The organism is Flavobacterium sp. (genome assembly GCF_965277525.1).
Taxonomy (GTDB): domain Bacteria; phylum Bacteroidota; class Bacteroidia; order Flavobacteriales; family Flavobacteriaceae; genus Flavobacterium.
On record NZ_CBDIDC010000002.1, the window covers coordinates 1,007,245 to 1,033,154 of the forward strand.

Genomic DNA, 25,910 nt, shown 5'->3' on the forward strand with positions numbered 1-25,910 from the left:
TTTTTTCTTTTGGCTTGAAATTTTTTTCTTTATTCCTTTGTCCGGTCAATAAATTATAAAGATTTGCTTTTAAAAACAATTAATTTTTCTCTGGTCATTTCATTGATTGAATAGGAAATTCCACCCATTCCAATACCTGAAGAATCCCTTCCTCCAAAGGGCATCCAGTCTACTCTAAATGCCGTGTGGTCATTAACCATTACAGCAGTAGCATTTAATTTTTTAACGGCATCCAAAGCTATGTCTATATTTTTTGTAAAAACAGCAGCCTGAAAATGAACATCAAGTGCATTGGCCTTTTTTATCGCTTTATCACGGTCTGTAAAAGAATAAAGGCATACAACAGGGCCAAAGATTTCGCTGTTAGACACTTTTGAATCATCTGTTGGGTTCAATAAAACGGTAGGTTGAAAAAACGTATCTGAAATTCTTTTTCCGCCGGTGAGTACCGTCGCTCCTTTTTTGATGGCTTCATTGACCCATTCTTCTACACGGTCAACTTCTTTTGTAGTGATCAGCGGCCCTACATCTGTTTTTGGATCTAACGGATTTCCTGTAATTAATTTTTTGGTTGCTGCTGTAAACTCCTTAATAAAGTGTTCAGAGATAGTTTCATTGACATAAATTCGCTGAACCGAAACACAAACTTGTCCTGCATGATAAAAGCCTCCTTTGACCAAATCAGGAATCATTTCTTTAAAATCGGCATCACTTTCTACAATCACCGGTGCCGCTCCGCCATGTTCCAGGGCGCATCTGGTACCGGGCGATAGTTTGCTTTTTAAATACCATCCCACTTTTGCCGAGCCAATGAAAGACAAGAAATTAACTCTCGGGTCTGTTACCAACAATTCTGCTACTTCATTGTCACACAATATGACCTGTAACCATCCGGAAGGTAATCCCGCTTCTTTTAAAATGTCAGCAAGAGCTAAACTTGATAATGGTGTGGCCGAAGCGGGTTTAAAAACGACCGGACAACCTGCAGCAATTGCAGTAACGATTTGATGAACGGCTAAATTTAAGGGATGATTAAAAGCACTAACAGCGGCTACAATTCCAATAGGTTCTTTTGTAGTAAAAGCCATTCGGTTTAAAGAAGCTTCGGTAAGTCCCATAGGTATTTGTTCACCTTTTATCTGAGAGATGTGTTCTGCGGCTAATTTCACACTTTTGATCGCTCTCAGTACTTCAGCTTTTGAATCCTGATACGGTTTTCCGCCTTCGCTTATCGCTAACAGTAACAATTCCTCAATCTTATCCTTCATTATCGAAGCTGTTTTTTCCAGTATTTCAATTCTTTTATAAGGCGGAATCCAATTAGACTGATCTATAAATAAGTGGTACGCTTTATCAAGTATTGTGTCGATATCATCTTTATTTATCATCGGCAATTCTTTAATAAAACTTTGATCGTAGGGTGATATTATTTTTGCTGTTATTTTCATAATGTCTTTTTTTTAATAAGTGAGTTTAAAAACAATTTTCATTTCCTTAACCGGATAATGATGCAGTCGCAATAAAAAATAAGGCCTTTAGTACAACTTTTATAATTGTTTTTATTTTAAAGTTAATTAAATTAATCTTCATAACGGCTTACACAATTAAAAATCTTAAACCGTTTTAATTTTATAAGTGCAATGTCCCGAACTCTTTCTTGCAGCAACATTAGATTCATACCAATTGATTTGATTTTCATTATAAGCTCAAAATCAATTTGACGATTTTTATTTAATAATCTTCTATAGAAACACTTCGCAAATAAATTTATTTTCATAATAAAATTAGTTTTATATTAGCATAATAAAACATCGCTTATTCGCTAAAATCTTCATTAAATAAAGGAATTCGGGCTGTTTTTATCATTAGAAATTCTGCAACTGGTTCTGTCACATTATGACGGAAATTGATTTGCCTTTAATTTTTTAGATAACAGAAAAAGAACACAATAACACTCATAAACTTCTTTTAAAAAGATAAATGATGTGCAAAAAATCAGACACTAAATGCAACAATGGAGCTAACAGAAAATAAGGACCTCTTTCAAAGCGTTTTTGACTCTTCCTCGAGTGGTATTGCTGTGATGCAATTTGTCTATAATGACAGTAAAAGAGTAGAAGATTTTTCAATACTACTTTTCAATACTTTCGCCATTAATGCGATTGGCAATGTTGATTATAAAGGGAAGCGGTACAGTGAAATCTTTCCTATGGTAAAAGAAACCGGTATTCTGGAAAAATTTATAGAGGTAGCTGAAACAGGTGTCACGGCTAAGTTTGAAAGATGGTATGATGGCGAGGGAATGAAAAGCTAGTTCCGTTTTAATGCCGTAAAGCAAGGTGACTTATTAGTGGTAACAACCGAAGATATTACTGAAAGCAAACAGTCCGAAATTACCCTAAAAAAAGCATTAGATGCCGTAGAGAAGCAAAAAAGACTTTATGATTCTATTGCAAACAATACACCCGACCTGGTCTATGTATTTGATCTGGGCTACCATTTTACTTTCGCCAATCAGGCCCTGCTTAGCATGTGGGGTAAAACAGCAGAAGACGCTATTGGTTTTGGGTTACGGGAAAACGGTTACGAGGAATGGCATGCACGAATGCATGAGCAGGAAATTGATGAGATAGTGGCGAAGAAAAAAACAATCAGAGGGACTGTTTCGTTTCCTCATGCTGAACTGGGCAGCCGTGTCTACGACTATATTCTTGCTCCTGTTTTTAACGAAAATGGCGAAGTAGAAGCTATTGCCGGAATAACACGCGATATTACGGAGTCAAAACAGACGGAGGAAAAGCTTGAAAGACTTGTAGTAGAACGTACAAAAGAATTGCAGCGCTCCAATGAAGATTTACAGCAATTTGCTCACGTAGCGTCTCATGATCTAAAAGAGCCCGTACGTAAAATAAAAACGTTTATCAACAGGCTTGAAGAACAGCTCAAAGGAAAACTGGACGAATCCTCAATACGTTTTATTGAAAGGATTCATGTTGCTACAGATCGTATGTTTACCATGATTGATGGCGTTTTGGCCTATTCGACAATCAATGAAGGCATGCAGAAACCGGAACTGGTGAATCTAAATGAAGTGATCAAAAATATTGAAACGGATTTGGAAGTCGCTTTGCAAAAAACAGACGGAAAAATTTTGTATAAGGATTTACCTCAGCTCGAAGGCGCTCCGGTATTACTCTACCAGCTTTTTTATAATCTCATCAACAACTCCATTAAATTTGCTAAAGCCAATGTACCGCCCCAGATCAGTATCGCATCAGAAATAAAAGAAAATGATACTGATTTTATACAAATCATGGTAACGGATAACGGAATAGGTTTTGACCCTGATTATGCCGGAAGAATATTTGAAACCTTTACCCGTCTGAATCCTAAAGATAAATACGAAGGAACTGGCTTAGGTTTATCGCTTTGCAAAAAAATAGTAGAGCGTCATGGCGGCAGTATTATGGCAAAAGGTATTCCGGGTGAAGGAACAACATTTATCATAACCCTTCCTTTACAACAGAAAGAAACAGGTATATAAATATGGAGAAAAAAGTAATTTTATTGGCGGATGATGATATAGACGATACAGAAATGTTTTGTGAAGCATTAACAGATATAAATCAAAACATTATATGCAAATGTGCCGATAATGGCATGATGGCACTCGAGATACTCCAAACGCTGGAGGAGAAACCGGAGCTTATTTTTCTGGACCTGAATATGCCCGTTATGAATGGCTGGGATTGCCTGAAACAATTAAAAACAAATCAGCAATATCAGGACATACCGGTAATTATGATTTCAACATCTTCACACAAAAAAGATATGGATACAGCTTCTAATCTGGACGCCATTTGTTATTTTGTCAAACCGAATAATTTTAATGATTTAAAACAGATACTACATTCTATTACATCAAATCTTGGAAATAATTTAAGAGATGCTATACTTAATTTGCAAGCGAGTGGTTCTGAACATATTTTTGCCTGTATCGAAAATAACTCAAAACGTTAAGTTGTTTTGATGTATCAGGTGCTTCTATCAGGTGTTTTTAATGTATTTTTATTAACATAAAATCAAGTACAATCCTTTATCTTTGATAGACAATTAATGAAATAGTAGGTTTAAACCTTGGGTTTTATTCGGACATTTTGAAGTACTAATAGATTAAAAAGTAAATGAATAAGAAGGCTGATCCAGTCCAAAAATAATTTTAAAATAAGAATTATGGAGAATTTAAAGAAAGCATATATAGCCGGAGGATGTTTTTGGGGCATGGAAGATTTGTTTCGTGTACGTCCGGGTGTAAAGGATACTGAAGTTGGCTATATTGGTGGTGATAATGACCATCCCACTTATCAGAATCATCCGGGACATGCTGAAGGAATAGAAATTACGTATGATGCTAATGAAACTTCTTTTAAAGAGTTATTAGATTATTTTTTCAGGATGCATGACCCAACAACTGTAGACAGGCAGGGTAATGACAAAGGATCGAGTTACAGATCAGCAATATTTATTCAGAATGACGAAGAGAAACAAATTGCAGATGAAGTAATTAAAATCGTGGATGACTCAGGTAAATGGCCGGGAAAAGTGGTTACTACATTGGAACCCTTTACAAAATTTTGGGTCGCTGAGAACTATCATCAGGATTATCTGGTCAAGAACCCTAATGGATATACGTGCCATTTTGAGCGATTTGGCACTTCTTTTTTGTAAGTCCAGGAATCCACCGTAAAGCATCAAAAGTACAAACCTTCAAAGTCATTTGATTTTGGAGTTTTTTTCATTTTAACGTTTACACTTTTTCAGCTTAAATAGGGTATAAAGTGATCTCAAAATGATAAGATCGTATCATTTTGATAAGGATGTCAATAGTGGTAAATATTCTTTTTTTATATCAAAATACTGATATCCAGTGTTTAATGATTGCAATATGAATGTGGTTTCAGGATTGGTATATAATTTGAAAATAGTGTTTTGTATTTCCAGTCCATAAAAGAGTGCGTATTATTAATAAAATCGGAAATACGCCAAAACAAATATGAAAACCCAAGATAGAACGATAGATTTTTCAGGCCGGGATTTTCTTTTGACTGACTCATTCTCAGAGAAAAGAACTTTATTACCCGACTGTCAGGCCCCTGACGAACCATTGAATTTTAGAATTGAAGTTGCCAATACGGGTCATGTTTTTTGGATAAAAGAAATTTGCGACGTGACGTTATCCTCTGCTTTGGCACGGGGAACAGGTATTTCAGGACGTTCTCCCGAATCGCTTGAGGAAAAAATAAAAAAAGGCGAAGCTATTATTGCTTTTGCATCAGATGGCAGATGGGCTGGTTTTTCTTTTATTTCATCGTGGGATAATGGTCGGTTTGTTTCTAATTCGGGATTGATCGTAGCGCCTGAATTCAGGCATACAGGTTTGGCCAAATCAATAAAAAGAAAGATCTTTGAGTTGAGCCGTCAAAAATATCCAGAAGCAGGTATATTTAGTCTGACCACTGGTCTGGCAGTAATGAAAATGAACCATGAACTGGGTTTTGAACCCGTCACATATTCAGAGTTAACTAAAGATGAAGTTTTTTGGGAAAGCTGTAAAACTTGTGTCAATTGCCCTGTGTTATTAAGCAAAGAAAGAAAAAATTGTTTGTGCACTGCGATGCTTTATGATCCAAAAAAAAGAGGCTAATATTTATTAAACGAGGTGTTTAAGCCAAATAGAACTATTGTGTTTTATAAAAACATAGTAAAAAAAAAGAGTCCGTTTCGATAACTATCAAAACGGACTTTTTTACAAACCAAACCGTTTATTTAGTTTGGATTTGTAGCTTTTGTAATTCGTATAAGTTTAGCATTTACAAACTCATAAATACCTGCAGGTGACTGTTCGCGACCATATCCGGATCCCTTAGTTCCGCCAAATGGTAATTCTGGGGTAATCCCTGTAAGATGGTTGATGTAAACCATTCCGGTTTCTATTTGTCGGGCAACATTTACAGCTCTTTTTTCATCCCCGCTAAATACACTTCCACCCAAACCAAAATTCGTAGCATTAGCAAGGGCTACTGCTTCATTTTCATCTTTAACGCGGTAAAACATAAACACCGGACCAAAGATCTCTTCGGAATAAGCAGAATTTCCTGGCTCTATGTCCGTAAGTAATGTAGGTTCCATAAAAGCACCTTTACGATCAATTCGTTTACCACCCAGTAATACAGTAGCACCTTCTTTTACGGCTTGCTGAACTTGTTTGATAACACCTTCAACGGCTTTTTCGCTACTTAGGGGAGCAAGTGTTGTTTCCGGATTCATAGGATCTCCGGTTTTAATTGTGGCAAATTTTGCTTTGACTTTTTCTAAGAAAGAATCCGCAATGCTTTCTTCGACAATAATTCGTTTAGGAGAGGTACATACCTGTCCCGCATTCCACATACGACCATTCACGGCAGCGTCCACAGCTTCTTCTACATTGGCGTCATTTAATACAATAAAGGCATCACTTCCACCTAATTCCAAAGTCGATTTTTTGATGTATTTACCGGCTGCGGCTGCAATGGATGCTCCTGCTGGCTCACTTCCGGTTAGGGTAACTGCTTTAATACGAGTATCAGCAACTAATTCGGTTGCTTTTTCACCCGGTATAAAAAGATTTTGGTAGACGCCTTCAGGTGCACCGGCTTCCAGAAAAATGTCTTCCATTAACTGAGCACATTGCGGTACGTTAGAAGCATGTTTAAAAAGCATCGTATTACCGGCCATTATATTGGGTGCTGCTGATCGCGTAATCTGGTAGAAAGGAAAGTTCCAGGGTTGCACGCTAAGTAAAACGCCAAGCGGTTCGTAGCTTAGAAAAGCAGATCCTATGGGGGTTTCTAAAGGGCTATCTGCCAGAAATTTTTCTCCATTATCAGCATAGTAATCGAAAATTGCAGCACTTATTTCCACTTCTTGTATCGCTTCTCTATGTAATTTGCCCATTTCCAGTGTCGCCAAAGCTCCTAATTCTTTTTTTCTGTCACGCATGATAGAGGCTACTTTATGTAATAATTTGGCTCTAACATTAAAAGCGGTTTTTTTCCAGGTTTTGAAGGCGGCATCTGCTTTTGAAATTTTTGACTCGAGCTCTTTATCGTTCATAACATCAAACTGTTTCACAATTTCGTTTGTAAACGGATTGACTGATTTAACAGATGACTCTTTAATTGAATTTTCCATAATATAATATTTTAAAGTGTATTTATAAAAGTGTATTTATAAAGGTACGTCTTACATTTTCCAATATGCTTAGCGTACTGTTAATGTTTATTAGAGCTTTGTTAAAATTAAAAAAGGACTCACGGAGAACAAAAGTGAGATGTAAAATTTGATTTTTGCCAAAAGGGCAAGTGGCAGGAAATAGGGATTTTGCGAATCTGTTTTAGGAGGCTGAATTTGAATAATAATTAAATTCAGCCCGATATAATATTAAATTAATACTAATTCTTTTTAAAAATTAATTCTTTATGTTTTTTAAATTACTAACTTAGAGTATAATACAAACTCACAAACAGCAGTAATTTGATAAATATGATAGCACGTTTTCTAAAAGTCAGAAAAAAAACAGAAGAAATTTGCACTCCTTTACTTATAGAGGATTATTCCGTACAACCCAGCGATTTTGCTTCTCCGCCAAAGTGGCATCTGGCGCATACTACCTGGTTTTGGGAAGCGTTTTTACTAACCAGATATAACCCTGATTATACTGTATATCATCCTGATTTCTCCTATTTATTTAATAGTTATTACAATACAGTTGGAAAACGCGTACAGCGTCCTGCCAGAGGGTTTATGACGCGACCGTCTGTAGAAGCTGTTTATGCTTACAGGGCTTATGTTACTGCTGCAGTAGAATTGTTCCTGAAAAATGATTTAACTCAGGAAATACTTGATATTATCGAAATCGGGATCAATCATGAAGAACAACATCAGGAACTTTTGGTATATGATATTAAATACCTGTTAGGAACACAACAGACTTTTCCGAACTACGGTAACCGTTTCTTGGCAACTGCTGAAAAACAAGAACCTGTTTTTATAAAAATTGCAGCAGGAGTATATGAAATAGGACATGCAGGGCCTTCTTTTTGCTTTGATAACGAATTGGGCAGGCACAAAGTATACGTGGCTGATTTCGAGATTTCAAATACATTAGTCACCAACGGGGAATATCTCGAATTTATAAAAGAGGACGGGTATAAAAACTTTAATTACTGGCACGATGAAGGTTGGGCCTGGGTGAATGAAAACGAAATCGAAGCACCATTGTACTGGCATAAAACAGACAGCGAATGGTATCAGTATGATTTGAATGGACTAGTGAAAATAGCAACAGATTTACCGGTAATGCACCTGAACTATTACGAAGCTTTTGCTTACGCGCAGTGGAAAGGAATGCGCTTGCCAACAGAATTCGAGTGGGAAATAGCGAGTAGCCAATTGTCCTGGGGAAAAGTTTGGGAATGGACCAACAGTGCTTATCTGGCTTATCCTAATTTTAATAAAGCACCCGGAGCATTAGGAGAATACAACGGAAAATTTATGGTGAACCAAATGGTTTTGCGAGGAGCTTCGGTAGCGACTCCGGAGCACCATAGCCGAAATACTTACCGTAATTTTTTTCATCCTGTAATGCGTTGGCAGTTTTCAGGATTACGACTGGTGAAGTGATTTTTTGGAATCAGCTCAGTCTTTAAAAACAAAAATACTATGAAAAAGTTTGATTATATTATTATCGGAAGCGGACAGGCCGGCATTCCTTTGGCATTTAGCCTATCTAAAGAAGGAACAGTTGCTATTATAGAAAAAGGCTTTTTAGGCGGAACATGTGTGAATAACGGTTGTATTCCGACCAAAGCTTATGTCGCCAGCGCCCGAAGAGTCTGGGATGCTTTTCATGGCGACGATTTAGGTGTTGAAATTCCTAAAGGAACAAAAGCCAATCTTAAAAAAATTAAAGCACGTAAAGACGTGTTGGTTGATGAATCACGCTCTAATATTGAAAGAGCAATTAAGAGAGACCAAAAGATTACCTTATATCATGGTGAAGCTCATTTTTTGAGCAATTATGAAGTTAAAGTTGGCGATACAACCCTGACTGCAAAAAAGATATTTATCAATGTAGGAGCAAGGGCAGTGGTTCCTGAAGAATATCAGGAAGTTCCTTTTTATACCAACGAAAATATTATGGAAGTTACAGACATCCCCAAACATTTAATCATCATTGGCGGAAGTTATATTGGTTTAGAATTTGCCCAGATCTTCAGACGGTTTGGTAGTGAAGTCACAATTATAGAACGCAATAAACAATTGATCAGCAGGGAAGATCAAACTGTAACGGATGTAGTAGCTGAAATCATGAAGGCAGAAGGTGTAAATCTGGTCTTTAATGCCAAAAATATCAGTATAAAAGAAAGTAATAAAGAAGGTATTACCCTGGCAATCGATACTAAAGAGATAAAAGGATCTCATCTTTTATTAGCAATTGGTCGTGCTCCTAATACAGATACGCTGCGATTGGAACATACAACCATCCAATTGGACGACAAAAAATATATCAAAGTCAACAATTATTGTCAGACTAATGTTGAAGGTGTTTTTGCCATTGGGGATTGTAACGGAGAAGGTGCTTTTACACATACTTCCTACAATGATTTTCAAATTGTAGAAAGCTTTCTTTTTAAGCAAAAAGAGCGAAAAATTAGTGATAGAATTCCGACCTACGGATTATTTATTGATCCGCCACTGGGAAGAATAGGAATGACGAAGAAGGAAGCACTTGAAAAAGGACATGATATATTGGTAGGTTATCGCCCAATGACTAAAGTCAATCGTGCTAAAGAAAAGGCAGAAACCTTAGGTTTTATGGAAGCAGTAATCGATGCAAAAACCAATCTCTTTTTGGGCGCTTGTATCTTTGGAGTGGGTGGAGATGAAATCATCAATGGTATTACTAATTTGATGTATGCCAAAAAGCCTTATACTGTTTTGAGGGACTCGATACATATTCATCCCACGGTAAGCGAACTTATCCCAACGATGCTACAAGATTTAAAACCTATTGCTAAATAAAGAAGCATTTTGATTTCAAACACTCTGTTTATTGACATTCTTTAAACAGAACATTTTTTGAAAATAGTATAACATTACGCATCATTTCCTATCGTATTTTTAATATCACTTAAAAATAAATAACCAATAGCTTTAATTATGAAAGAGACAGTCGTTTTAAATAAAAAGGAATCCCCGAAAAGTACCTTGGCACAGTTCAAAAAAGAAGTTAATGAGGGATTAAACGAGTCTTTGAAGACTTTGCCTTCGAAGTTTTTTTATGATAAAAAAGGAGATGCCCTTTTTGTCGAAATTATGCATTTGCCTGAATATTATGTCACGCGTTCAGAGCATGAAATATTTAAAGACAAAAGTGCTTCTATAATTAAAGCATTAGAATTAAATAAGGATACTTATTTTGAACTGATAGAACTTGGGGCCGGTGACGGCATGAAAACCAAAGAACTGCTACAGGAACTTTCCCGACAAAATTACAAGTTTGATTATATGCCCGTAGATATTTCGCAAAATGCTTTAGAAAAACTAGAAATGGATCTCAATCATGAAATGCCCCATATTGCTGTAAAAACCAAACAGGGAGATTATTTTGAGGTTTTAGAATCATTAAAAGAAAATCAACATCCAAAAGTAATCTTGTTTTTAGGCTCTAATATAGGGAATATGCCTGACGCTGTAGCAGCTGATTTTATTTCTAATCTGAGTGAGAATTTAAGTTTTGGCGATAAGTTTTTTTTAGGCGTAGATTTAATCAAACCGGCTTCTATTGTTTTGCCTGCTTATAATGACAGTAAAGGAGTAACGGCCGCTTTTAACCTGAATTTACTGGAACGTATCAACAGGGAACTGGATGCCAATTTTGAAATAGAAAGTTTTAAGCACCAACCAGAATACGATGAAGAGCAAGGTATTGCTACCAGCTTTTTAGTAAGTACAAAGGAACAGGATGTATTTATAAAAAAACTCAATAAGATATTTCATTTTGCTAAAGGCGAAAAAATTTTAACTGAAATTTCAAGAAAATACAACGACAAAATTTTAGATAAGATTCTAAAGAAAACCGCTTTTATTATAAGAGACAGGATTACGGATCGCAAAAAGTACTTTGCCAATTATGTTTTGGAGCGTTTATAATGAAAATACAATCACTTGGCATATTGGGACTAGGAAGTCGTTCGACACTTTTTTATATAAAAGAACTAAACCGTCTGTACCATCAAAAGAAAGGAGGATATAGTACGTGTCCTTTCAAACTATTAAATACCAATTTTGATGTAATTAATAATCTACTTCCTGTAACTTCAACCAAGCTTGAAGTAATCTTGCGAAATTATTTAGTAGAATTGCAACACTTAAAAGTAGATGCTATTCTGATCCCAAATATTACGTTACATGAAACTATAGATAAGATTACTTTGGGAGCTGAGATCATTCATCCTGTGTATGTAACTATCGCAAAACTTAAAGAAAGTAGGGTGAATAAAGTAGTCTTATTAGGCTCGCTGCATACCATGGAAAGCAGCTATTTGAAAGACGTTTTCAAAAATGAAAGTATTGCTGTAGTCCTTCCGTCCAAAGAAGATCGTGTGTTTATCGATAATGTTCGAAAACATATTTACGAGGAAACGGAAAGTCAGGATCTGCTAAAAGAATATAATGATATCATCGAAAAATACAGTGTCAATTATGCTGTAGTATTGGCGTGTACAGAACTATCGGTAGGATGGAAGGCCGAAAGTAGTACTATTATTTTTGATATGTCCCGAATTCAAATTGCGAGGACTATTGAAAATATAGACTGATGATATTTCTTGTTTAAAACACATTCCCTTATTTAAAAATCGTCTCACTTCTACCTGAGGTTAAATGGGAGATCCCCACGAAGGAAGCTGTATCTTTTTTTTAGAGCCTTTTTCATTATAGCGTCTAATCCTATCAGATATACCAGTTATACGTCTTTTTAATTTTACAAAAAAATGATTAACAGCCATGTCTTTGATTTTATAGGTTCAATCTTGCGTGCAGTTCAAATGATGTTGGTTTTAGTTTTAAATAAAACGATATAAGTTTTTGAAAATAAAAGATATACAATAAAAGTACGTTTTAATTTGCATGTATTTTTATGATTATTGTAAAATGTTATAGCGCGTTTAAGATTTTAAACGATTAAACCATCCGGCTCATCTCAAACTGACTTGTTGGTTTTGAAAGACCTAATTTGTTTAAGAAATGAAGAGCAGATACTGCCGAACTATCAACATTATAAACATACACTTCCTGTTGCTCCACTATTTCATTGATGTAAGAAAATAAAAGCATGCCAATGCCATTTCTTCGATAATCTGCAGCAACCGCAAACTGATGTACTTTTCGGCTGGTAGGATTGAAGATTGCGTAGCCCACTAAGAGGTTATTACAATAAGCCCCAACAATATGACAGCGATCTTTACTGTTTTCAAGTGTCTGAATAGCATTTTGCCATGAGGGAACGTTATCCCAAAAAGAAGTAAATTCAGTCCAATGAAAAACATTGATTTCTTTCAGTAAAACTTCCGTATTGTTTTTTGAAATAGTGAGCTTACCTTTAAAACAATCTAGTTTTCTATCCATACTATAGCCCATTTTTTCGTAAGCCCTTATTGCAGAATGGTTTCCTTCAATAACTTCCAGTACCATTTTCTGTACTTCTAGTTCTTTTAATTGAGGTAATAACGCATTGTACATTTGGTTTACCAGACCTTTTCCTCTGTAATCCGGGGCTACTCCGGTAGCAGCATTATAAACGATTAATTCTTTGTCACTTTTTCTTAAACCGTGTAGCATAACACCCACTATTTTATCGCCGTCAAACACCACTTTGGACAGTTCCGGTGTAATGTTTTCTGCGTCAATTTTAGATTTCAATTGCTCGAGGTTCAATTGCAGAGGCACTATATAATCAGAAAAGGATAAATTAATAATTGAAACTATCTCTTCTAAATTAATATTTTTTAAATTTTTTATTTCCATTTATGGTACCGTTTGTTTCTTGCTTGTAATTTGGGTGATATCTTAGATAACTAGTTTTCCTTTATCGTATTTCCCTTAAAATTTTAACGACTTCAACGATTTCAGTATGTAAGATATTAGTTTTGTCTATTGTTTCACTACTAAATGTTCCAAGATTGGCTTCTTTCTCAATAATAGATACATAATTACTCAGATCCTTTAGCAGGAAGATGTCTAAACTCGATTTCAGGTTATGAGAAAGTCTTTTAACGTTATCAGTATCATTTGTATGAATCGCTATACCCAATTGAGTGACTTCATTTGGAATCTTTTCTAAAAAAAGATCGATCATATCCCTTTTAAAATTAGGATCGCCACAGGAGACTTCATCCAAGAAGGACAAATCTACTTTTCTCTTCAATCCAACAGAATCCTTATTCATGACTGTTTTTATAGCGTCTAAAAGGACTGCCTGCTTAAAAGGCTTAGGTACATAAGCATTCATTCCTTCCTTAAAACAACGTTCCTGCTCGCCTACAAGAGAGTGTGCGGTCATGGCTATAATAGGGATGCTTAATTTCAATTCATTTCTAATGTACTGTGTCGTTTGATAGCCATCTCTAACAGGCATCTGAAGATCCATTAGTATCAGATCATATTTATTTTTTAGTAAATATTCTATTCCTGTCTCCCCATTTTCAGTAATATCCAGCTCAAAACCAAAGTTAGCGATAACACTTCTGACCAGTTTTTGGTTTAAGGTATTATCTTCGCAAAGAAGTATTTTAAGCCTGCCCGGATTGTATTCTGTTGATAGTTGGGCTACGGGTTCGATATACTCTATTTTTTTATAATTCAGAACAAAGAAAAATTCAGAACCGCGCCCTTTTTTACTTTTTACATGAATTTCACCCTTTTGCAATTCAATTAACTGCTTTACAATATTAAGACCAAGCCCTGTGCCGCCAAACCTGCGGGTAGTGCTTTCTTCTGCTTGTGTAAATCGTTCGAAAATGTGTTTAAGCTTTTCCTCTTGTATTCCTATACCTGTGTCTTTAATAGAGAATCTAAGCGAATAATCTTCGTTGGTTTCCTGAATTTTTTTTACAGAAACGGTTACTTCGCCTTCTTCGGTAAACTTAAGGGCATTTCCCGTAAGGTTAACCAGTATTTGGTTCAGTCGTCCCTGATCTCCAACTACAATTTCAGGCATATCGGCATCCAGAAAAAGATTGAATTCGACATTTTCAGGCACCTTTACCCTTAATAAATCATAAATATGTTTCAGCGTATTTTTTAAATGAAACGGTTGTGCATCAATGGTCAAATGGCCTGATTCAATTTTCGAAAGGTCCAGAATGTCATTCACTATCAAGAGTAGATTTTCTTGTGCAATTTGTACACTATCGATGTAATCGCGCTGAATATCATTCAGATCGGTCTGTGCTAAAAGATCACTAAAGCCAATTATTGCATTTAGTGGTGTCCTGATCTCATGACTCATATTGGCTAAAAAACTATCTTTTGCCAGGACAGCACGCTGTACAATTTTTTTCTGGGCGGCTAATTCTATATTTTTTGTTCTTAATTCCAACTGGTTAACAACGTGCTTTGCGATGATTGTAAGCGCATTACGTTGGTTTTCATTCAGTTCTTTAGAAACATGATCAATAGCACAAAGAGTTCCAATGTTATACCCATCGGGTGTGGTTAGAGGAACGCCCGCGTAAAACCTGACCTTAAAACCGTCGACCACATTTGGGTCGTCTTTAAAGTGTTCGTTCAGATAAGTATCGCTTATTTCAGTCATTTCGGACTCCATGATGGTATAGCGACAGAAACTAATTTCACGTGGCACCTCTGATATCCCGACTCCAATTTCAGATTTAAACCATTGTCTGTTCCCGTCTATGAATGAAATATGTGCAATCGGTACATCACAGATATAGGAAACCAGTTTTGTAGCATCATCAAAAGCATGTTCAGGGAGTGTGTCAAGGATATTATAACGTTTTAAAGCGGCTAAACGTTCTAACTCATTATGAGGGATGAGATTTTCTGAATTATTCATTTTATGGGGAGGTAAATTACAAAAATAAAAATAATATTGAAATTTTCTTTAAATAGTGCATAAAATGGTTCAAAAATAGCATCTTCTAACGAAAAAAGCTGTTAAATCAATTCCATGCATAAAACTTGAAAAAACTTTTAAATAGTACCTAATTTAAATGGTCAACTTGCAAACCCGTAGTGTGAACCATTGATTTTGCAAGTTGACCATTTGATCTAAAAATAAATTTTAAAATCATATTTTTAGGAATATTTGGCTATTACTTAATAAACGCTAAAATATCCTTATTAATTGTGTCTGCCTCTGTCGTTGGCATACCATGAGGAAATCCGGGATATGAAATTAGTTTTCCATTTTTCAAAAGTTTAGCCGCCTTAGGTGCCTGATTGAAAGGTACGATCTGATCGTCTTCTCCATGCAATACAAGAACAGGAATTTCTAAACTTTTAAGATCTTCTGTAAAATCTGATTCAGAAAAAGCTTTTATTCCCTCATAATGTGCTAGTACAGAGCCCATCATTCCCTGACGCCACCAATTATGTTTAATGCCTTCCTGAATTGTTTTTCCTTCACGGTTCCATCCGTAGAAGGCTATAGGAAAATCATAAAAATATTGCGCTCTGTTGAATCCGGTGCCTTTTCTTATTTCATCAAAAACAGCCAACGGCACACCTTCAGGATTTGTTTCAGATTGTATCATTATTGGTGTTACCGCACTAATTATTACCGCTTTTGCAACACGTTCTTTTCCGTATTTTGCAACATAGCGTATTACTTCGCCTCCACCAGTAGAGTGGCCGATATGAATAGCGTCTTTTAAATCAAGAGCAGTTGTCAATTCAGCTACGTCTGCAGCGTATGTTTCCATATTATTTCCCTCTGCGCTTTGACCTGAGCGACCGTGTCCGCGGCGATCATGTGCAATAACCCTGTATCCTCGTTGGAGGAAAAACATCATTTGTGCATCCCAATCATCACTGGACAAAGGCCATCCATGATGAAAAACAATTGGTTGTCCGGTTCCCCAGTCTTTGTAATAAATTTCTGTTCCGTCTTTTACTGTAATTGTGCTCATCTTCTTTTGGTTTAGATTAATAAATTATATTAGAAAAACTTTAAACTTTGTATGCAATTAAATTTGGGTTTTAATGCATTTGCTGTAGTTCGAATTTCTGATACAAACTTACAGCTGAAGGAGAGTTCTGTCGATTAATCTAGATTAAGAAATAAAATCCGGATCAAATTCGTGTGTTGTATTCGATTATTTAATTAAAATAATTCTAATTGATTTGGATTTATTGGTTTGATTTTTGGCGGTTTAGCCTCTCCAAAAACAGTTCTTCCACCATATTTATAGGATTCATCACGTTCTCTTTGCACCAGTGCATCAAAGTTAGAATTGGGCGTAAAACTTTCCTCCGCTTTTCGTGAGATTTCAGATAATTTATGAATAGCTTCCAACTTATCACTATTACCAATTTTAGCACGATTAATAGCTCTTTGTAAAGTATCTATTGTTTCATCATAGATGTTTAGCGGAACAGGAAACGGATGTCCGTCTTTTCCACCGTGAGCGAATGAAAAACGGGCAGGATCTTCAAATCGGGTAGGAGTGCCGTAAATAATTTCGCTAACCAATGCTAAGGATTGCAAAGCCCTTGGTCCCATTCCCTTTAAAAGTAGTAATTCTTCAAAATCCTCCGGTTTATTTTCATGTGTTGCCCAAAGCATGGCACCGAGTCTTTTCATATTAACATCTTCCATCCTGACATCGTGATGTGCAGGCATAGAGAGATATTGCATCTCCTTTATGATTTTTGTGGGAGATTCTTTTGATAATTCTAAGATGCCTTCTCTTGATTTTGTGGCTGCCTCAGCGGTAAGATTTAAAATAGTACCCTGATTTTCGCCATATATAAAGGTATGAGGCTCATTTATAAAAGACTTTAAATCTTGTGAATGCCAATGGTATCTTCTTGCTGTCTGAGCATTGGGATTCATACCTTGTTGAATAACGGCCCATTGTCCTTTATTATCCACAATAAAATTATGCTGGTACAATTGAAATCCGTCCTGAATGGCTGTATTATCAACTTTAGCAGTAAGCCTGCTGCAATTGGCCAGATTATTTCCGTCAAGACCAGTTTTTTCGCCTACAAATAGAAGTTCCTGCGGTGTCAGGAGTGAATGTTTGCCTTTACCTCCGCAAATGTATATTCCGAGTTCTTTGGAATGTGGGTTTACAGATTTTTTTAATGCTCCAAGTACAGATGTTGTAATTCCGGAAGAATGCCAGTCCATGCCCATTACAGCACCAAAACTCTGAAACCAGAAAGGATTACTTAGTTTACTGATAACTTCTGAAGTAGAAAATTCCATGGCAATCGTTTCTACAATAGCAAAACCAAGTTTAGACATACGCTCAGCCAGCCATAACGGAACGTGTCCATAATGTAAAGGAAGATCTGCTGTACCGGAACGCTTCATGGGATAGATTTGTATGGATACAAAATTAAGTAAAAATACCTCTAATCAGTAATGATATAATAGCGAAGATCTAATAAATGAAATTCTTTTGTTTGTCAGATCTTTTCACCCGGTTTTGACTTCTCATTAAGCTATAGTCACAAACGCCATTTACAGCATATTCTATTTTGTATTCAGCGAGAAGTTGCATAATGATTTCCATAGTAGTGTTTTCATCAAGGCCAATTTGTGCACCAAGATCTATTGCATTATGGTGCCCGTTACTTTTTACTAAAACCTCCAGGAATTTATCTTTATCTCTCATTCGTTTTATTTTTTTTTGAAAAGTAGAAGTCATTTTTATAAAACGTTGTATTAACTGTTTACTCTTCATTGTTTTTATTTTTGGGTATTATCATTTACAGAAAAAATATTTTCATATCCTAATACCGGATTTTCATGTAGGTCGCTCCTAAAGTCAACGAGCTTGTCAAAAATATGATCTGTTTCTATCTTGATTGATTCATGAATTGAGCCTGCTTGTTTTTGTTGGCAAAAAGCCTTTTGACAAAGTGCAAGGAGGGTTACTATTAGGTATAATAAAAATTTTGTGCTCATGATGCGAGTTTATTTTTTGCTCAGTTAGGGATTGGGGATACAATAGGAGAGACTGCACATTTTTTTAAATGTTACACTAAAGAGATTATTGGTTATTCTTTAGCCATTCTAAACGTCTTTGATCCGGAAGATGCGTAATTTTAAAATCTTCAAAGGTAGCCGTAAAGCCTTTTCCATCCGGGCTGGCGGCCATCATACCCACCTGCACCGTTTTATGTTCCGGAAAATAGACTGTATTGGTCATAGTGTAGTTGATGCCATCGATAGAATAAAAAATTTCTACTGCATCCAGTCGGCGTACCGCTTTCATCCAGACATTTTTAGGTTTTTCTTTTAATCCCATTACACTCCAGGAACTTTTATCGATTGTGTGAACTGTACTAATATTGTAAACGCCGTCTACATATTCGACACCTGTTTTGATATAATTATTTTCATCTATTCTTAGCATCAGGCAAACCTGGTCGAATCTGGTTTTATAAACTCCGCTCATTTTTACAACAGCCTCAAATTCACCGCTTCTTTCTGTATAGCGAAATGGCCCGTCGTATACAGTAAATCCGTAATGACTTTTGTTCCAATAATCAGATTGAGGTGTAACCTGCATAATGAGTTTGTTGTCTTTTACTTCCCACTCAGCCGGCTCATTCAGCCAGTTCATTGCATTTAATTTTTGCGCATTTCCTTTTGCAGCTATAATCCCTATAAAGATTAAAACGAAGTGCATTTTCTTCATGATTTTTAAATTTGAATTTTATTAATAAGCTACAAAGTAGGGCATTCGTAATTTTTCCAACAATAGTTATTTATAACCATTTTGCAGTAGTATCAAATAATTTTCTAATTTTAGCGATCTCTATAGTAAGCAATCTCATAGAGATAAATGAATTACGGTTATGAATCCCATCTCGAAATTAGAAGATAAATTTTCTTTTGAATGTATCGATAGCCCGGATACGCGCAAGGAAGCGCTGAAGGACGCTATCAGTATGATGAAAGAATATGTGAAAATGGATCATTCGGTAGCAGTACTGTCAGATCTCGCAGACAATAAAAGCTATATTTTTACAGGTGATTTTGGGCGTTTTTTTGAAATGGATATTTCTGGCTATCTAACCATTGATTCTATTTGGGAAGAGGATATTTATCAGCGTATTCATCCCGAAGACCTTTTTGAAAGACATCTTTTAGAGTTGGAGTTTTTTAATTTTCTCAAGACTTTAGCACCTGAAGAAAGACTCAGTTATGCTACTAAATGCAAAATCAGGACTTTGAATGCTAAAAAGGAATATCAGCGTATTTTACATCGCAGCTTTTATCTCAAAAACAGTTCAGAAGGCGGTTTATGGCTGGCAGTTTGCCTCTACAATTATCTATTTGAAAAACAGACAACTGCAACCGGTATTGATGGGAAAATTGTGAATACTAAAACAGGTGAAAGTTTTCACGTTGACACTTATGTCAACTGTATCAATTTACTGACTTTACGTGAAAAAGAAATTTTATTATTAATTAGTAAAGGAGAAATCAGTAAAGGAATTGCCGCTCAGTTAAATATTAGTATTAATACAGTAAACAGGCACAGGCAGAATATATTAGAAAAACTTCAGGTAAATAATTCTATTGAAGCAGTCCGGACCGCAGACGCTTTAAATTTGTTATAACAGAATTCGATTCTCTTGATCATAAAAAGCATAAAATAAAATCCCGTTTCTTATGAAATGGGATTTCACTTTTGTGGTTCTTATTGATTTTTAGATTCAAATAACACAGACATTATTTTTGCTGTCAAAGTTAATTATGTGATAGCTGTTTGATTGTATATCCTGATGCGGAAGATCCTGCTATAAAAACGGTGTAGACTTTTCCGGCAGTAAAATCAGTAGCCGGAAGAGTTGCCAAAATTTCAGATCCCCCGGTACCACGAACCTGTATACCCAAGGCACCGGCATTAATTTCAGTGTAACTGCTTTGGTTGTAGCGAACAAGATTTAGCGCAAGATTGTTGCCTTGTGCATCCAGAAAATCAATATTGGCAGGAGCTCCACTACTTAAATGAATAAATTTTACTTTCGCTTTTCCACTTGTGGGTGTCGTTATATTATCCTCGTATAGTCTCACTTCTGCATCGTCTCTCGATTCTCCGGTGAGATAGACAGTATATCTTCTGTCATCTCCCAGATTAAGCTCTTCAGTAGCATACAAATCATTATCATTTTGATCTCTAAACTGGCTTACCAGCTTATTTCCCGAGGCAACATCATGGTAGGATACTGAATGTTCTAAATAATTCAGATTACCAATGTAAGGGATATTGGCCATCACAAATTTTTGAGAACCTGAGTTGGGTGCAGCGTTTACAACTTTGAGGCGTGCAGCACCAAAAGGATCTATTTGGTTATTATCGCATGAAGATAAAAACAGTAATGCGATTATAGCGATTACTTTCATAATAATCAATTTAATAGAGAGTGTTTTCGTTTTCATAAATTTTAATATTTGGTTTTAATTTGTTTTGTAGCATTATATGTATTTTACCTTAATGCTAATTTTGTTGTCTTGTTTTTTTACCGTGATTTTAAAATCATCAAAAGAAGGTTTTTTCATTTTTTCCATAAAAAAATTAGAGAAGCCAAAACCTTCTTTTGGTATGCCGATGATGTTTTTGTTGAGTGCTCCATTTTTATTTTCATCATCAATAAGTGTAATACCGTAAATTCTGGGTTCGAGATCACAATTAAGAATCATAAGTTCGTTATCAGCTGATTTTTTTGGAAAGATTAATTTTTTGGAAACTTTTCCCTGTTCGTAATCTGTACTGTTTCTGAATACATTGATTATAATTTGTCCTTTTTCAGAACGGATTCCTGAAATTTTAATACTGGTATTTTGTCCGTAAGAATTGGTAAGGGATAAAATGCTGATCATGAGCATGAACCAGCCTGATAGCGGAATCTTTATTGGAATCATTATTTTAGATTTTTAAGATGTTACGGTGCGAAAGTAGCAGAGTAATTGCTTAAAAGACATAAAGAATAAACTGAAACGGACAATATTAAGGGGGAACCGTACGAAGAGATAATTATTAAAAGAAGTAGGCGTTTTCGAGGCTAACTTTTAGAATTAAATTTTGATAAAGGATGATAAGGCAATAGAAAAGACTTATGTGAAATTTGTCTTACTATCAGAAAAGAATTATTCATTTTATGCTATTTTTAGCTTAGCTTTGATATGGCTTTTAAAGAAAAAAAATGGCACAATTAATCTTTGTCAGACATGGTCAGTCTCTTTATAATTTAGAGAATCGTTTTACCGGAATTCTGGATATCCCGCTAACAGCCCTTGGAAAAGAGCAGGCAAAACTTGCCGGGCAAAAACTGATAGGGTATGTCTTTGATATTGCCTATACCTCTATGCTGATAAGGGCAGAAGAAAGCCTTCAGATTATCCTGACAGAAATGGGTGTAACGATTCCTGTTGTAAAAAACAAGGCGTTTAATGAGCGCATGTACGGTAATTTGCAAGGACTCAATAAAGAAGAAACAGCACAAAAGTATGGTTTGGCTCAGGTTGAAATCTGGAGAAGAAGTTACGATGTTTGCCCTCCGGGTGGTGAAAGTCTTTTAGATACCTACAACCGCGTGGTGCCGTATTATAAAACTGAAATAGAACCCAAATTAAAAACAGGGCAAAACGTTTTGCTGGTAGCCCATGGTAATAGCCTGAGATCTCTAATGATGTACCTTGAAAACATTAACCCACTTGATATTGTCAAAGTAAATATTGCGACTGGTATCCCCAGGGTATATACTTTTGATGCTAATTTACAGCTGTCTAATGTTAAGGATTTATGATAGTTGCCTTCTGATTAGAATATAAAAAAAGGTGTACTATTGGTCTGTACGCATTCTGCCGCATAGAGATAAAGAGCAGCAGACCAGCTCTGCCAGTCCTGCCCCATAGGCTCGCCATCCTGAGCTTTGTACCATTCATTAAAACCATATTTGAGTTCTTTGTTTCTTGATTTTTTAACCAGGTCAGTAAGAAGAAATAATTTTTCTTTTGCTAATTCTGGTTCTCCCGCTTTTACAAGGGCTGCTATATGAAGGGACGAGATAAAAGGCCATAATCCGCCATTATGATAATCTCCGGGAAGGTTAAATTGTTCATATCTCGATATCCAGTCCGGATCTTCAGGCAAGATAAAAGGGAAAAAATTAGGAGCGAGGTGAATTGCTAAATCTTTATTTTGTATCATCCTTTCACAGTCATTTTCTATCCATTTTACAATTTCATGTGCTCTTTTTTGGGAAGCAAGACCTGAGAGAATAGCCAGACTATTGCCTAAAAGATCAAATCGTTCGCTATTGTATATTTTATACGACCATAGGGCGTAATAAGGTTTTTGCTTCAATAACATACCTTCGTGAAGATGTTCAGGAATTGTTGGGGTCGTAATGGTAAAATGCTCCATTGCCTCTTGTAGTCCGAGTGCTCTTTCGTTATGTCCCAACATTTTTAGATAACTGTATGTTAAGGTGTTAACGTAAATACCGTAGCCCAACACCCATTGTTCATCACGCCAGTCACTTGTGGGCTGCTGGGCAACAAGATAATCATCGCCGGGACTTTGGTATTCCATCCAGGTTAATGCCTTTTGGACTTCATTATTCAAAAAATCTTTTTTACCGGTTAATTTTCTAAAAACACCCGTTGCCAATAAAAACAAGGGTGTTGTATCACTTGCTCCCCGATTTTCAGGATCGTGTACTAAAGATGGAATGTGTCCTCTGACAGACTGATTTTTAGAGAGTGTTAAAAGAGTTTTCTCCATCGCAGCTATCAAATCTTCATTTTTTGATACTGCAACCCCGAGAACAGAAATCATTAAATCCCGGGTATAAGGCTCGGGATATCCCCATGCGGCAGTTCTTGGAAGCCCGTCAAACGGGCCTTTTACATTGTGCAGCAATACTTCTAAAGCGGCATCCTTTGCTTGTTCTATTTCTATCCAGTTTCTTTTATCCATGATGTGTGGGATTTAATATATTTGGAGTCTTTCATTGATGATTTTTATAAATTTTGCAGCTACGACCCTGTAATCAAAATGTTCAACAGCCCGCTGCCTGCCGGCTTCTCCCATTTGTTCCCGTAGTTCTTTATTGCCCATTAATTTAATCAGGGAATCTTTAATATCGGTAACATTCGCCCGGTAATCCACCGTTCTGGGTTCATCAAATACGATACGTTTATTTTCCTCGTAGCCGGATTCAGGACCCAAGGTTACTTCATTTACTACTATTCTTTGATCAATGCCAGCCAGACATGCGGTTTGGTTATCGATGAGCGTGTCGAGCATTCCCATTGCTTTTATTCCAATTACCGGTTTGCCACAGGCACCTGCTTCTACCTGAGGCATTCCAAATCCTTCAAGTCGGGAAGGGGCTGCATAAATGTCGCAAGCATTTAATAAATAAGGGATAAACTCTCTGGAGGTTATATTGGTTTGAAACATTACGTTGTTACTAATTCCCAGTTCTTCCGCTAGTTTTTGATCCAGGCTATTCTGAAGTGCGGTTCTGGGCTGTGGCCAGACTTTGCAAACGTATTTCCATGGCGGCAAATCTTTTCCTGCTACAGCAAGGGCCTGCATCACCTCCCTGGCACCTTTTGACGCTGCGTCCCCGCCAATGGTAAGCAGTAACAGTTCTTCCGGAGCGATCCCAAGTGCCTGGCGTGCAGCGAGTACTTTTGGATCATTTTTAAGATAGGGGTTGAAAGTATCGGTATTGCAACCTACAGGAAGGACTTCAATATTATCACCACTAATACCATCTCGTACGTACATTTCTTTTACCCAATGAGAAGTGACTAATATCAGCGGCAACTTGTTTAATACATCTTGATAATTGGCAATGTAGCCGTCTGCTACCAGCCAGGGTACAGCGGTAATACCATTTTTTTGAGGATGCAGGACCACTTGAGGAGTATGCCCCCAGTAGCCAATACCTACTACAACATCAGGTTTAAACCAGTTGTAATACCATTGCTTCTCAAGTTCTGATTCGAGATGTACTCCGTGAGCTTCTACACCATTGGCCAATAACCCTTTATAGAGAAGATCTCCCTGAGTAGCTAAACCACCTGGTGCAGGTGGGTAATCGTATAATAAAAGTACTTTCATAGTTTTGTTTTTTTTAGCCACTTCAACGCGTCTTTTTTATCCGTAAATTTCCAGTACGCTTCAATTTTAGGTGTTGTGTTTGCTTCCCAGCTATCTGGGGTAAAGCCATATATTTGAGTCATTATTTCATACTTCTTCTGCCATAAATCATCGGGGAGTACCAATTGAATGTCTGCCAGAGGGATAGCTTTAGGATAATATTGTTTATTGTGATCTTCGTAAGCGAATATCATGAGTTCCCCGGACGAAATTTTGCCTTCGCACCAAAGGCTTAGTACAGCAATACCAGTTTCCTCATGTCTAAGGTGTCGGGTATATTCGCCTAATGGATTATGGGTAAGAATAAGATCATATTCAATATCAGGAAGCAGTTGCAGTATGAGACTATCAATTTCTTGTTTGTTCTGAGGAACCTGAGTGGGTCCGTCATCGAGATCACCCATTGTACCTGTAGAGTGAAGTGCGTCAAGGACTTTGTAAAATTTGGGAGATCTGTCCGGATCATATTTTCTACACAGACAGACTATGAAGCAGTCCCAATCAGGATTATTAAGAAGTAGTCCTCCTGCCCATAAGGTTTCATCGTCAGGATGAGCTACAATTACTGCTACCTTCTTTTTCTGTCCCTGTATTTCCATAAGTAAGATGTTAGAAATCAATATGAAAGATACACTAAATGAATTAGTAATAAAATCTTTTTTGTCATTTTTAACTTTCATTTTTTGAACTCAAACTTCCTTGTTTTATTTTTTGTTCGGACTGTTTGACAAAGGCTATCTTTCTGGAATAAGAGCAAACAAATGAATTTTTCGCAAAATGTTTTTAAGCCCATATCGGATTATAGCATTTGTATGGATATAAAATTCAAAGGGCTTACAATTAGTTTTTATATAGGATTTATGCTGTACTATCACTGTGTAAACAAGTAAATCTCTTTAAGTGATAATGCAAAAAATAGTCAAATAACTACACTAAATGCAGTGATAATGGTATTTCATTCTCTAATAAAAGGCTTTAAAAAAGGATGGATATTTGTAATTGACCTTACGGGTTTAAAAAAAATCTTACACAAAGGAAAAATCTCATTATAGGATAATTGTCTTGTTTTTAGTGATTTAAAATTTTACTAAAATTTTAATTAACATTTTTTTTACAAAAAAAACAATTAAATTTTTTGTGTTACTATTTTTAATATACTTTTGTTCTACCAAATTAGTAGGGTTTAAAAGTAAATTAAATACAAAAGAATAAGATTATCAAATACATTTCATTTTTGAACAGGTAAGAACTATTTCGCAATTTATGCCATATGAGTTTTCACTGTTAAAAAATTCTTCAATCTCTAAAATCATATCAATTTTCAATAAGACGGATCCTTCATTTTAGGGTTGAAATCTTGTAGATACCAATTTAAATAATAGTAATTCAAAATAAATAAAAATGAAAAAACGAATGTGTAGCCGA

At 36.0% G+C, this 25,910-nt stretch carries 25 protein-coding genes; 11 read left to right on the top strand and 14 right to left on the bottom strand.

What is annotated here, in order from left to right:
• Positions 1-53: 53 nt before the first annotated feature.
• Complete coding sequence (locus tag ACQY44_RS06345; RefSeq protein ID WP_428229556.1) at positions 54-1,448, bottom strand: aldehyde dehydrogenase family protein; 1,395 nt, start codon at positions 1,446-1,448, stop codon at positions 54-56.
• A gap of 566 nt (positions 1,449-2,014) precedes the next feature.
• Between ACQY44_RS06345 and ACQY44_RS06350 the strand changes: the two genes are divergently transcribed.
• From ACQY44_RS06350 to ACQY44_RS06370, 5 genes are all read left to right on the top strand, one after another.
• Positions 2,015-2,314 carry a hypothetical protein gene (locus ACQY44_RS06350; protein WP_428229557.1) on the top strand — a complete coding sequence of 100 codons (300 nt, stop codon included), beginning with the start codon at positions 2,015-2,017 and terminating at the stop codon, positions 2,312-2,314.
• Between the two features lie 36 nt (positions 2,315-2,350).
• A complete protein-coding gene (locus tag ACQY44_RS06355) occupies positions 2,351-3,544 on the top strand; it encodes a sensor histidine kinase (RefSeq protein ID WP_428229558.1) in 1,194 nt (397 codons plus the stop codon).
• A 2-nt stretch (positions 3,545-3,546) separates the two neighbouring features.
• Positions 3,547-4,020 carry a response regulator gene (locus ACQY44_RS06360; protein ID WP_428229559.1) on the top strand — a complete coding sequence of 158 codons (474 nt, stop codon included), beginning with the start codon at positions 3,547-3,549 and terminating at the stop codon, positions 4,018-4,020.
• Positions 4,021-4,233: 213 nt separating this feature from the next.
• Positions 4,234-4,728 (top strand): peptide-methionine (S)-S-oxide reductase MsrA, encoded by a 495-nt coding sequence (gene msrA, locus ACQY44_RS06365; protein ID WP_428229560.1) that lies wholly within the window; start codon positions 4,234-4,236, stop codon positions 4,726-4,728.
• A gap of 325 nt (positions 4,729-5,053) precedes the next feature.
• A complete protein-coding gene (locus ACQY44_RS06370) occupies positions 5,054-5,704 on the top strand; it encodes a GNAT family N-acetyltransferase (RefSeq protein ID WP_428229561.1) in 651 nt (216 codons plus the stop codon).
• A 122-nt stretch (positions 5,705-5,826) separates the two neighbouring features.
• Here the strand turns inward: ACQY44_RS06370 and ACQY44_RS06375 are convergent, their stop codons facing one another.
• A complete protein-coding gene (locus ACQY44_RS06375; protein ID WP_428229562.1) occupies positions 5,827-7,230 on the bottom strand; it encodes an NAD-dependent succinate-semialdehyde dehydrogenase in 1,404 nt (467 codons plus the stop codon).
• A 351-nt stretch (positions 7,231-7,581) separates the two neighbouring features.
• Between ACQY44_RS06375 and egtB the strand changes: the two genes are divergently transcribed.
• From egtB to ACQY44_RS06395, 4 genes are all read left to right on the top strand, one after another.
• Complete coding sequence (egtB, locus tag ACQY44_RS06380; RefSeq protein ID WP_428229563.1) at positions 7,582-8,721, top strand: ergothioneine biosynthesis protein EgtB; 1,140 nt, start codon at positions 7,582-7,584, stop codon at positions 8,719-8,721.
• Positions 8,722-8,760: 39 nt separating this feature from the next.
• Positions 8,761-10,122 (top strand): mercuric reductase, encoded by a 1,362-nt coding sequence (locus ACQY44_RS06385; protein ID WP_428229564.1) that lies wholly within the window; start codon positions 8,761-8,763, stop codon positions 10,120-10,122.
• Positions 10,123-10,260: 138 nt separating this feature from the next.
• The gene (locus ACQY44_RS06390; RefSeq protein WP_428229565.1) at positions 10,261-11,253 is read left to right on the top strand and encodes an L-histidine N(alpha)-methyltransferase; all 993 of its coding nucleotides are present in this window, start codon (positions 10,261-10,263) and stop codon (positions 11,251-11,253) included.
• Positions 11,253-11,921 carry an aspartate/glutamate racemase family protein gene (locus ACQY44_RS06395; RefSeq protein WP_428229566.1) on the top strand — a complete coding sequence of 223 codons (669 nt, stop codon included), beginning with the start codon at positions 11,253-11,255 and terminating at the stop codon, positions 11,919-11,921. The genes ACQY44_RS06390 and ACQY44_RS06395 overlap by 1 nt, the downstream gene beginning before the upstream one ends.
• A 364-nt stretch (positions 11,922-12,285) precedes the next feature.
• Here ACQY44_RS06395 and ACQY44_RS06400 read toward each other — a convergent pair whose 3' ends face one another.
• The 7 genes from ACQY44_RS06400 to ACQY44_RS06430 form a co-directional block, all read right to left on the bottom strand.
• Complete coding sequence (locus tag ACQY44_RS06400) at positions 12,286-13,128, bottom strand: GNAT family N-acetyltransferase (RefSeq protein ID WP_428229567.1); 843 nt, start codon at positions 13,126-13,128, stop codon at positions 12,286-12,288.
• A gap of 61 nt (positions 13,129-13,189) precedes the next feature.
• Entirely contained in the window at positions 13,190-15,178 is a 1,989-nt protein-coding gene (locus tag ACQY44_RS06405; protein WP_428229568.1) for an ATP-binding protein, read from the bottom strand.
• 259 nt (positions 15,179-15,437) lie between these two features.
• Positions 15,438-16,253, bottom strand: coding sequence for an alpha/beta fold hydrolase (locus ACQY44_RS06410; protein ID WP_428229569.1), 816 nt, complete (start codon positions 16,251-16,253; stop codon positions 15,438-15,440).
• A gap of 194 nt (positions 16,254-16,447) precedes the next feature.
• Positions 16,448-17,665, bottom strand: coding sequence for a DUF763 domain-containing protein (locus tag ACQY44_RS06415; protein WP_428229570.1), 1,218 nt, complete (start codon positions 17,663-17,665; stop codon positions 16,448-16,450).
• 70 nt (positions 17,666-17,735) lie between these two features.
• Complete coding sequence (locus ACQY44_RS06420; protein WP_428229571.1) at positions 17,736-18,038, bottom strand: hypothetical protein; 303 nt, start codon at positions 18,036-18,038, stop codon at positions 17,736-17,738.
• A 5-nt stretch (positions 18,039-18,043) separates the two neighbouring features.
• The gene (locus ACQY44_RS06425; protein WP_428229572.1) at positions 18,044-18,262 is read right to left on the bottom strand and encodes a hypothetical protein; all 219 of its coding nucleotides are present in this window, start codon (positions 18,260-18,262) and stop codon (positions 18,044-18,046) included.
• Positions 18,263-18,347: 85 nt separating this feature from the next.
• The gene (locus ACQY44_RS06430; RefSeq protein ID WP_428229573.1) at positions 18,348-18,998 is read right to left on the bottom strand and encodes a DUF1349 domain-containing protein; all 651 of its coding nucleotides are present in this window, start codon (positions 18,996-18,998) and stop codon (positions 18,348-18,350) included.
• Positions 18,999-19,158: 160 nt separating this feature from the next.
• Between ACQY44_RS06430 and ACQY44_RS06435 the strand changes: the two genes are divergently transcribed.
• Positions 19,159-19,926, top strand: a complete 768-nt coding sequence (locus tag ACQY44_RS06435) for a response regulator transcription factor (RefSeq protein ID WP_428229574.1) — start codon at positions 19,159-19,161, stop codon at positions 19,924-19,926.
• A gap of 130 nt (positions 19,927-20,056) precedes the next feature.
• Here the strand turns inward: ACQY44_RS06435 and ACQY44_RS06440 are convergent, their stop codons facing one another.
• Both ACQY44_RS06440 and ACQY44_RS06445 read right to left on the bottom strand, forming a co-directional pair.
• Entirely contained in the window at positions 20,057-20,749 is a 693-nt protein-coding gene (locus ACQY44_RS06440) for a DUF4397 domain-containing protein (RefSeq protein ID WP_428229575.1), read from the bottom strand.
• A gap of 36 nt (positions 20,750-20,785) precedes the next feature.
• Positions 20,786-21,232 (bottom strand): DUF2141 domain-containing protein, encoded by a 447-nt coding sequence (locus tag ACQY44_RS06445; protein WP_428229576.1) that lies wholly within the window; start codon positions 21,230-21,232, stop codon positions 20,786-20,788.
• Between the two features lie 281 nt (positions 21,233-21,513).
• On the opposite strand from ACQY44_RS06445, the gene ACQY44_RS06450 reads away from it, so the two are divergent.
• Entirely contained in the window at positions 21,514-22,116 is a 603-nt protein-coding gene (locus ACQY44_RS06450) for a 2,3-bisphosphoglycerate-dependent phosphoglycerate mutase (RefSeq protein WP_428229577.1), read from the top strand.
• Between the two features lie 14 nt (positions 22,117-22,130).
• On the opposite strand, the gene ACQY44_RS06455 is transcribed toward ACQY44_RS06450, so the two are convergent.
• Genes ACQY44_RS06455 through ACQY44_RS06465 form a run of 3 tightly spaced genes read right to left on the bottom strand, consistent with a single transcriptional unit; the run spans position 22,131 to position 25,165 of the window.
• Entirely contained in the window at positions 22,131-23,291 is a 1,161-nt protein-coding gene (locus ACQY44_RS06455; protein ID WP_428229578.1) for a glycoside hydrolase 100 family protein, read from the bottom strand.
• A 12-nt stretch (positions 23,292-23,303) separates the two neighbouring features.
• Positions 23,304-24,446 (bottom strand): glycosyltransferase family 4 protein, encoded by a 1,143-nt coding sequence (locus ACQY44_RS06460; RefSeq protein WP_428229579.1) that lies wholly within the window; start codon positions 24,444-24,446, stop codon positions 23,304-23,306.
• Positions 24,443-25,165: a PIG-L deacetylase family protein gene (locus ACQY44_RS06465; RefSeq protein ID WP_428229580.1), complete on the bottom strand. Its 723-nt coding sequence runs from the start codon at positions 25,163-25,165 to the stop codon at positions 24,443-24,445. Before ACQY44_RS06465 ends, ACQY44_RS06460 begins: the two co-directional genes overlap by 4 nt.
• Positions 25,166-25,910 lie beyond the last annotated feature (745 nt).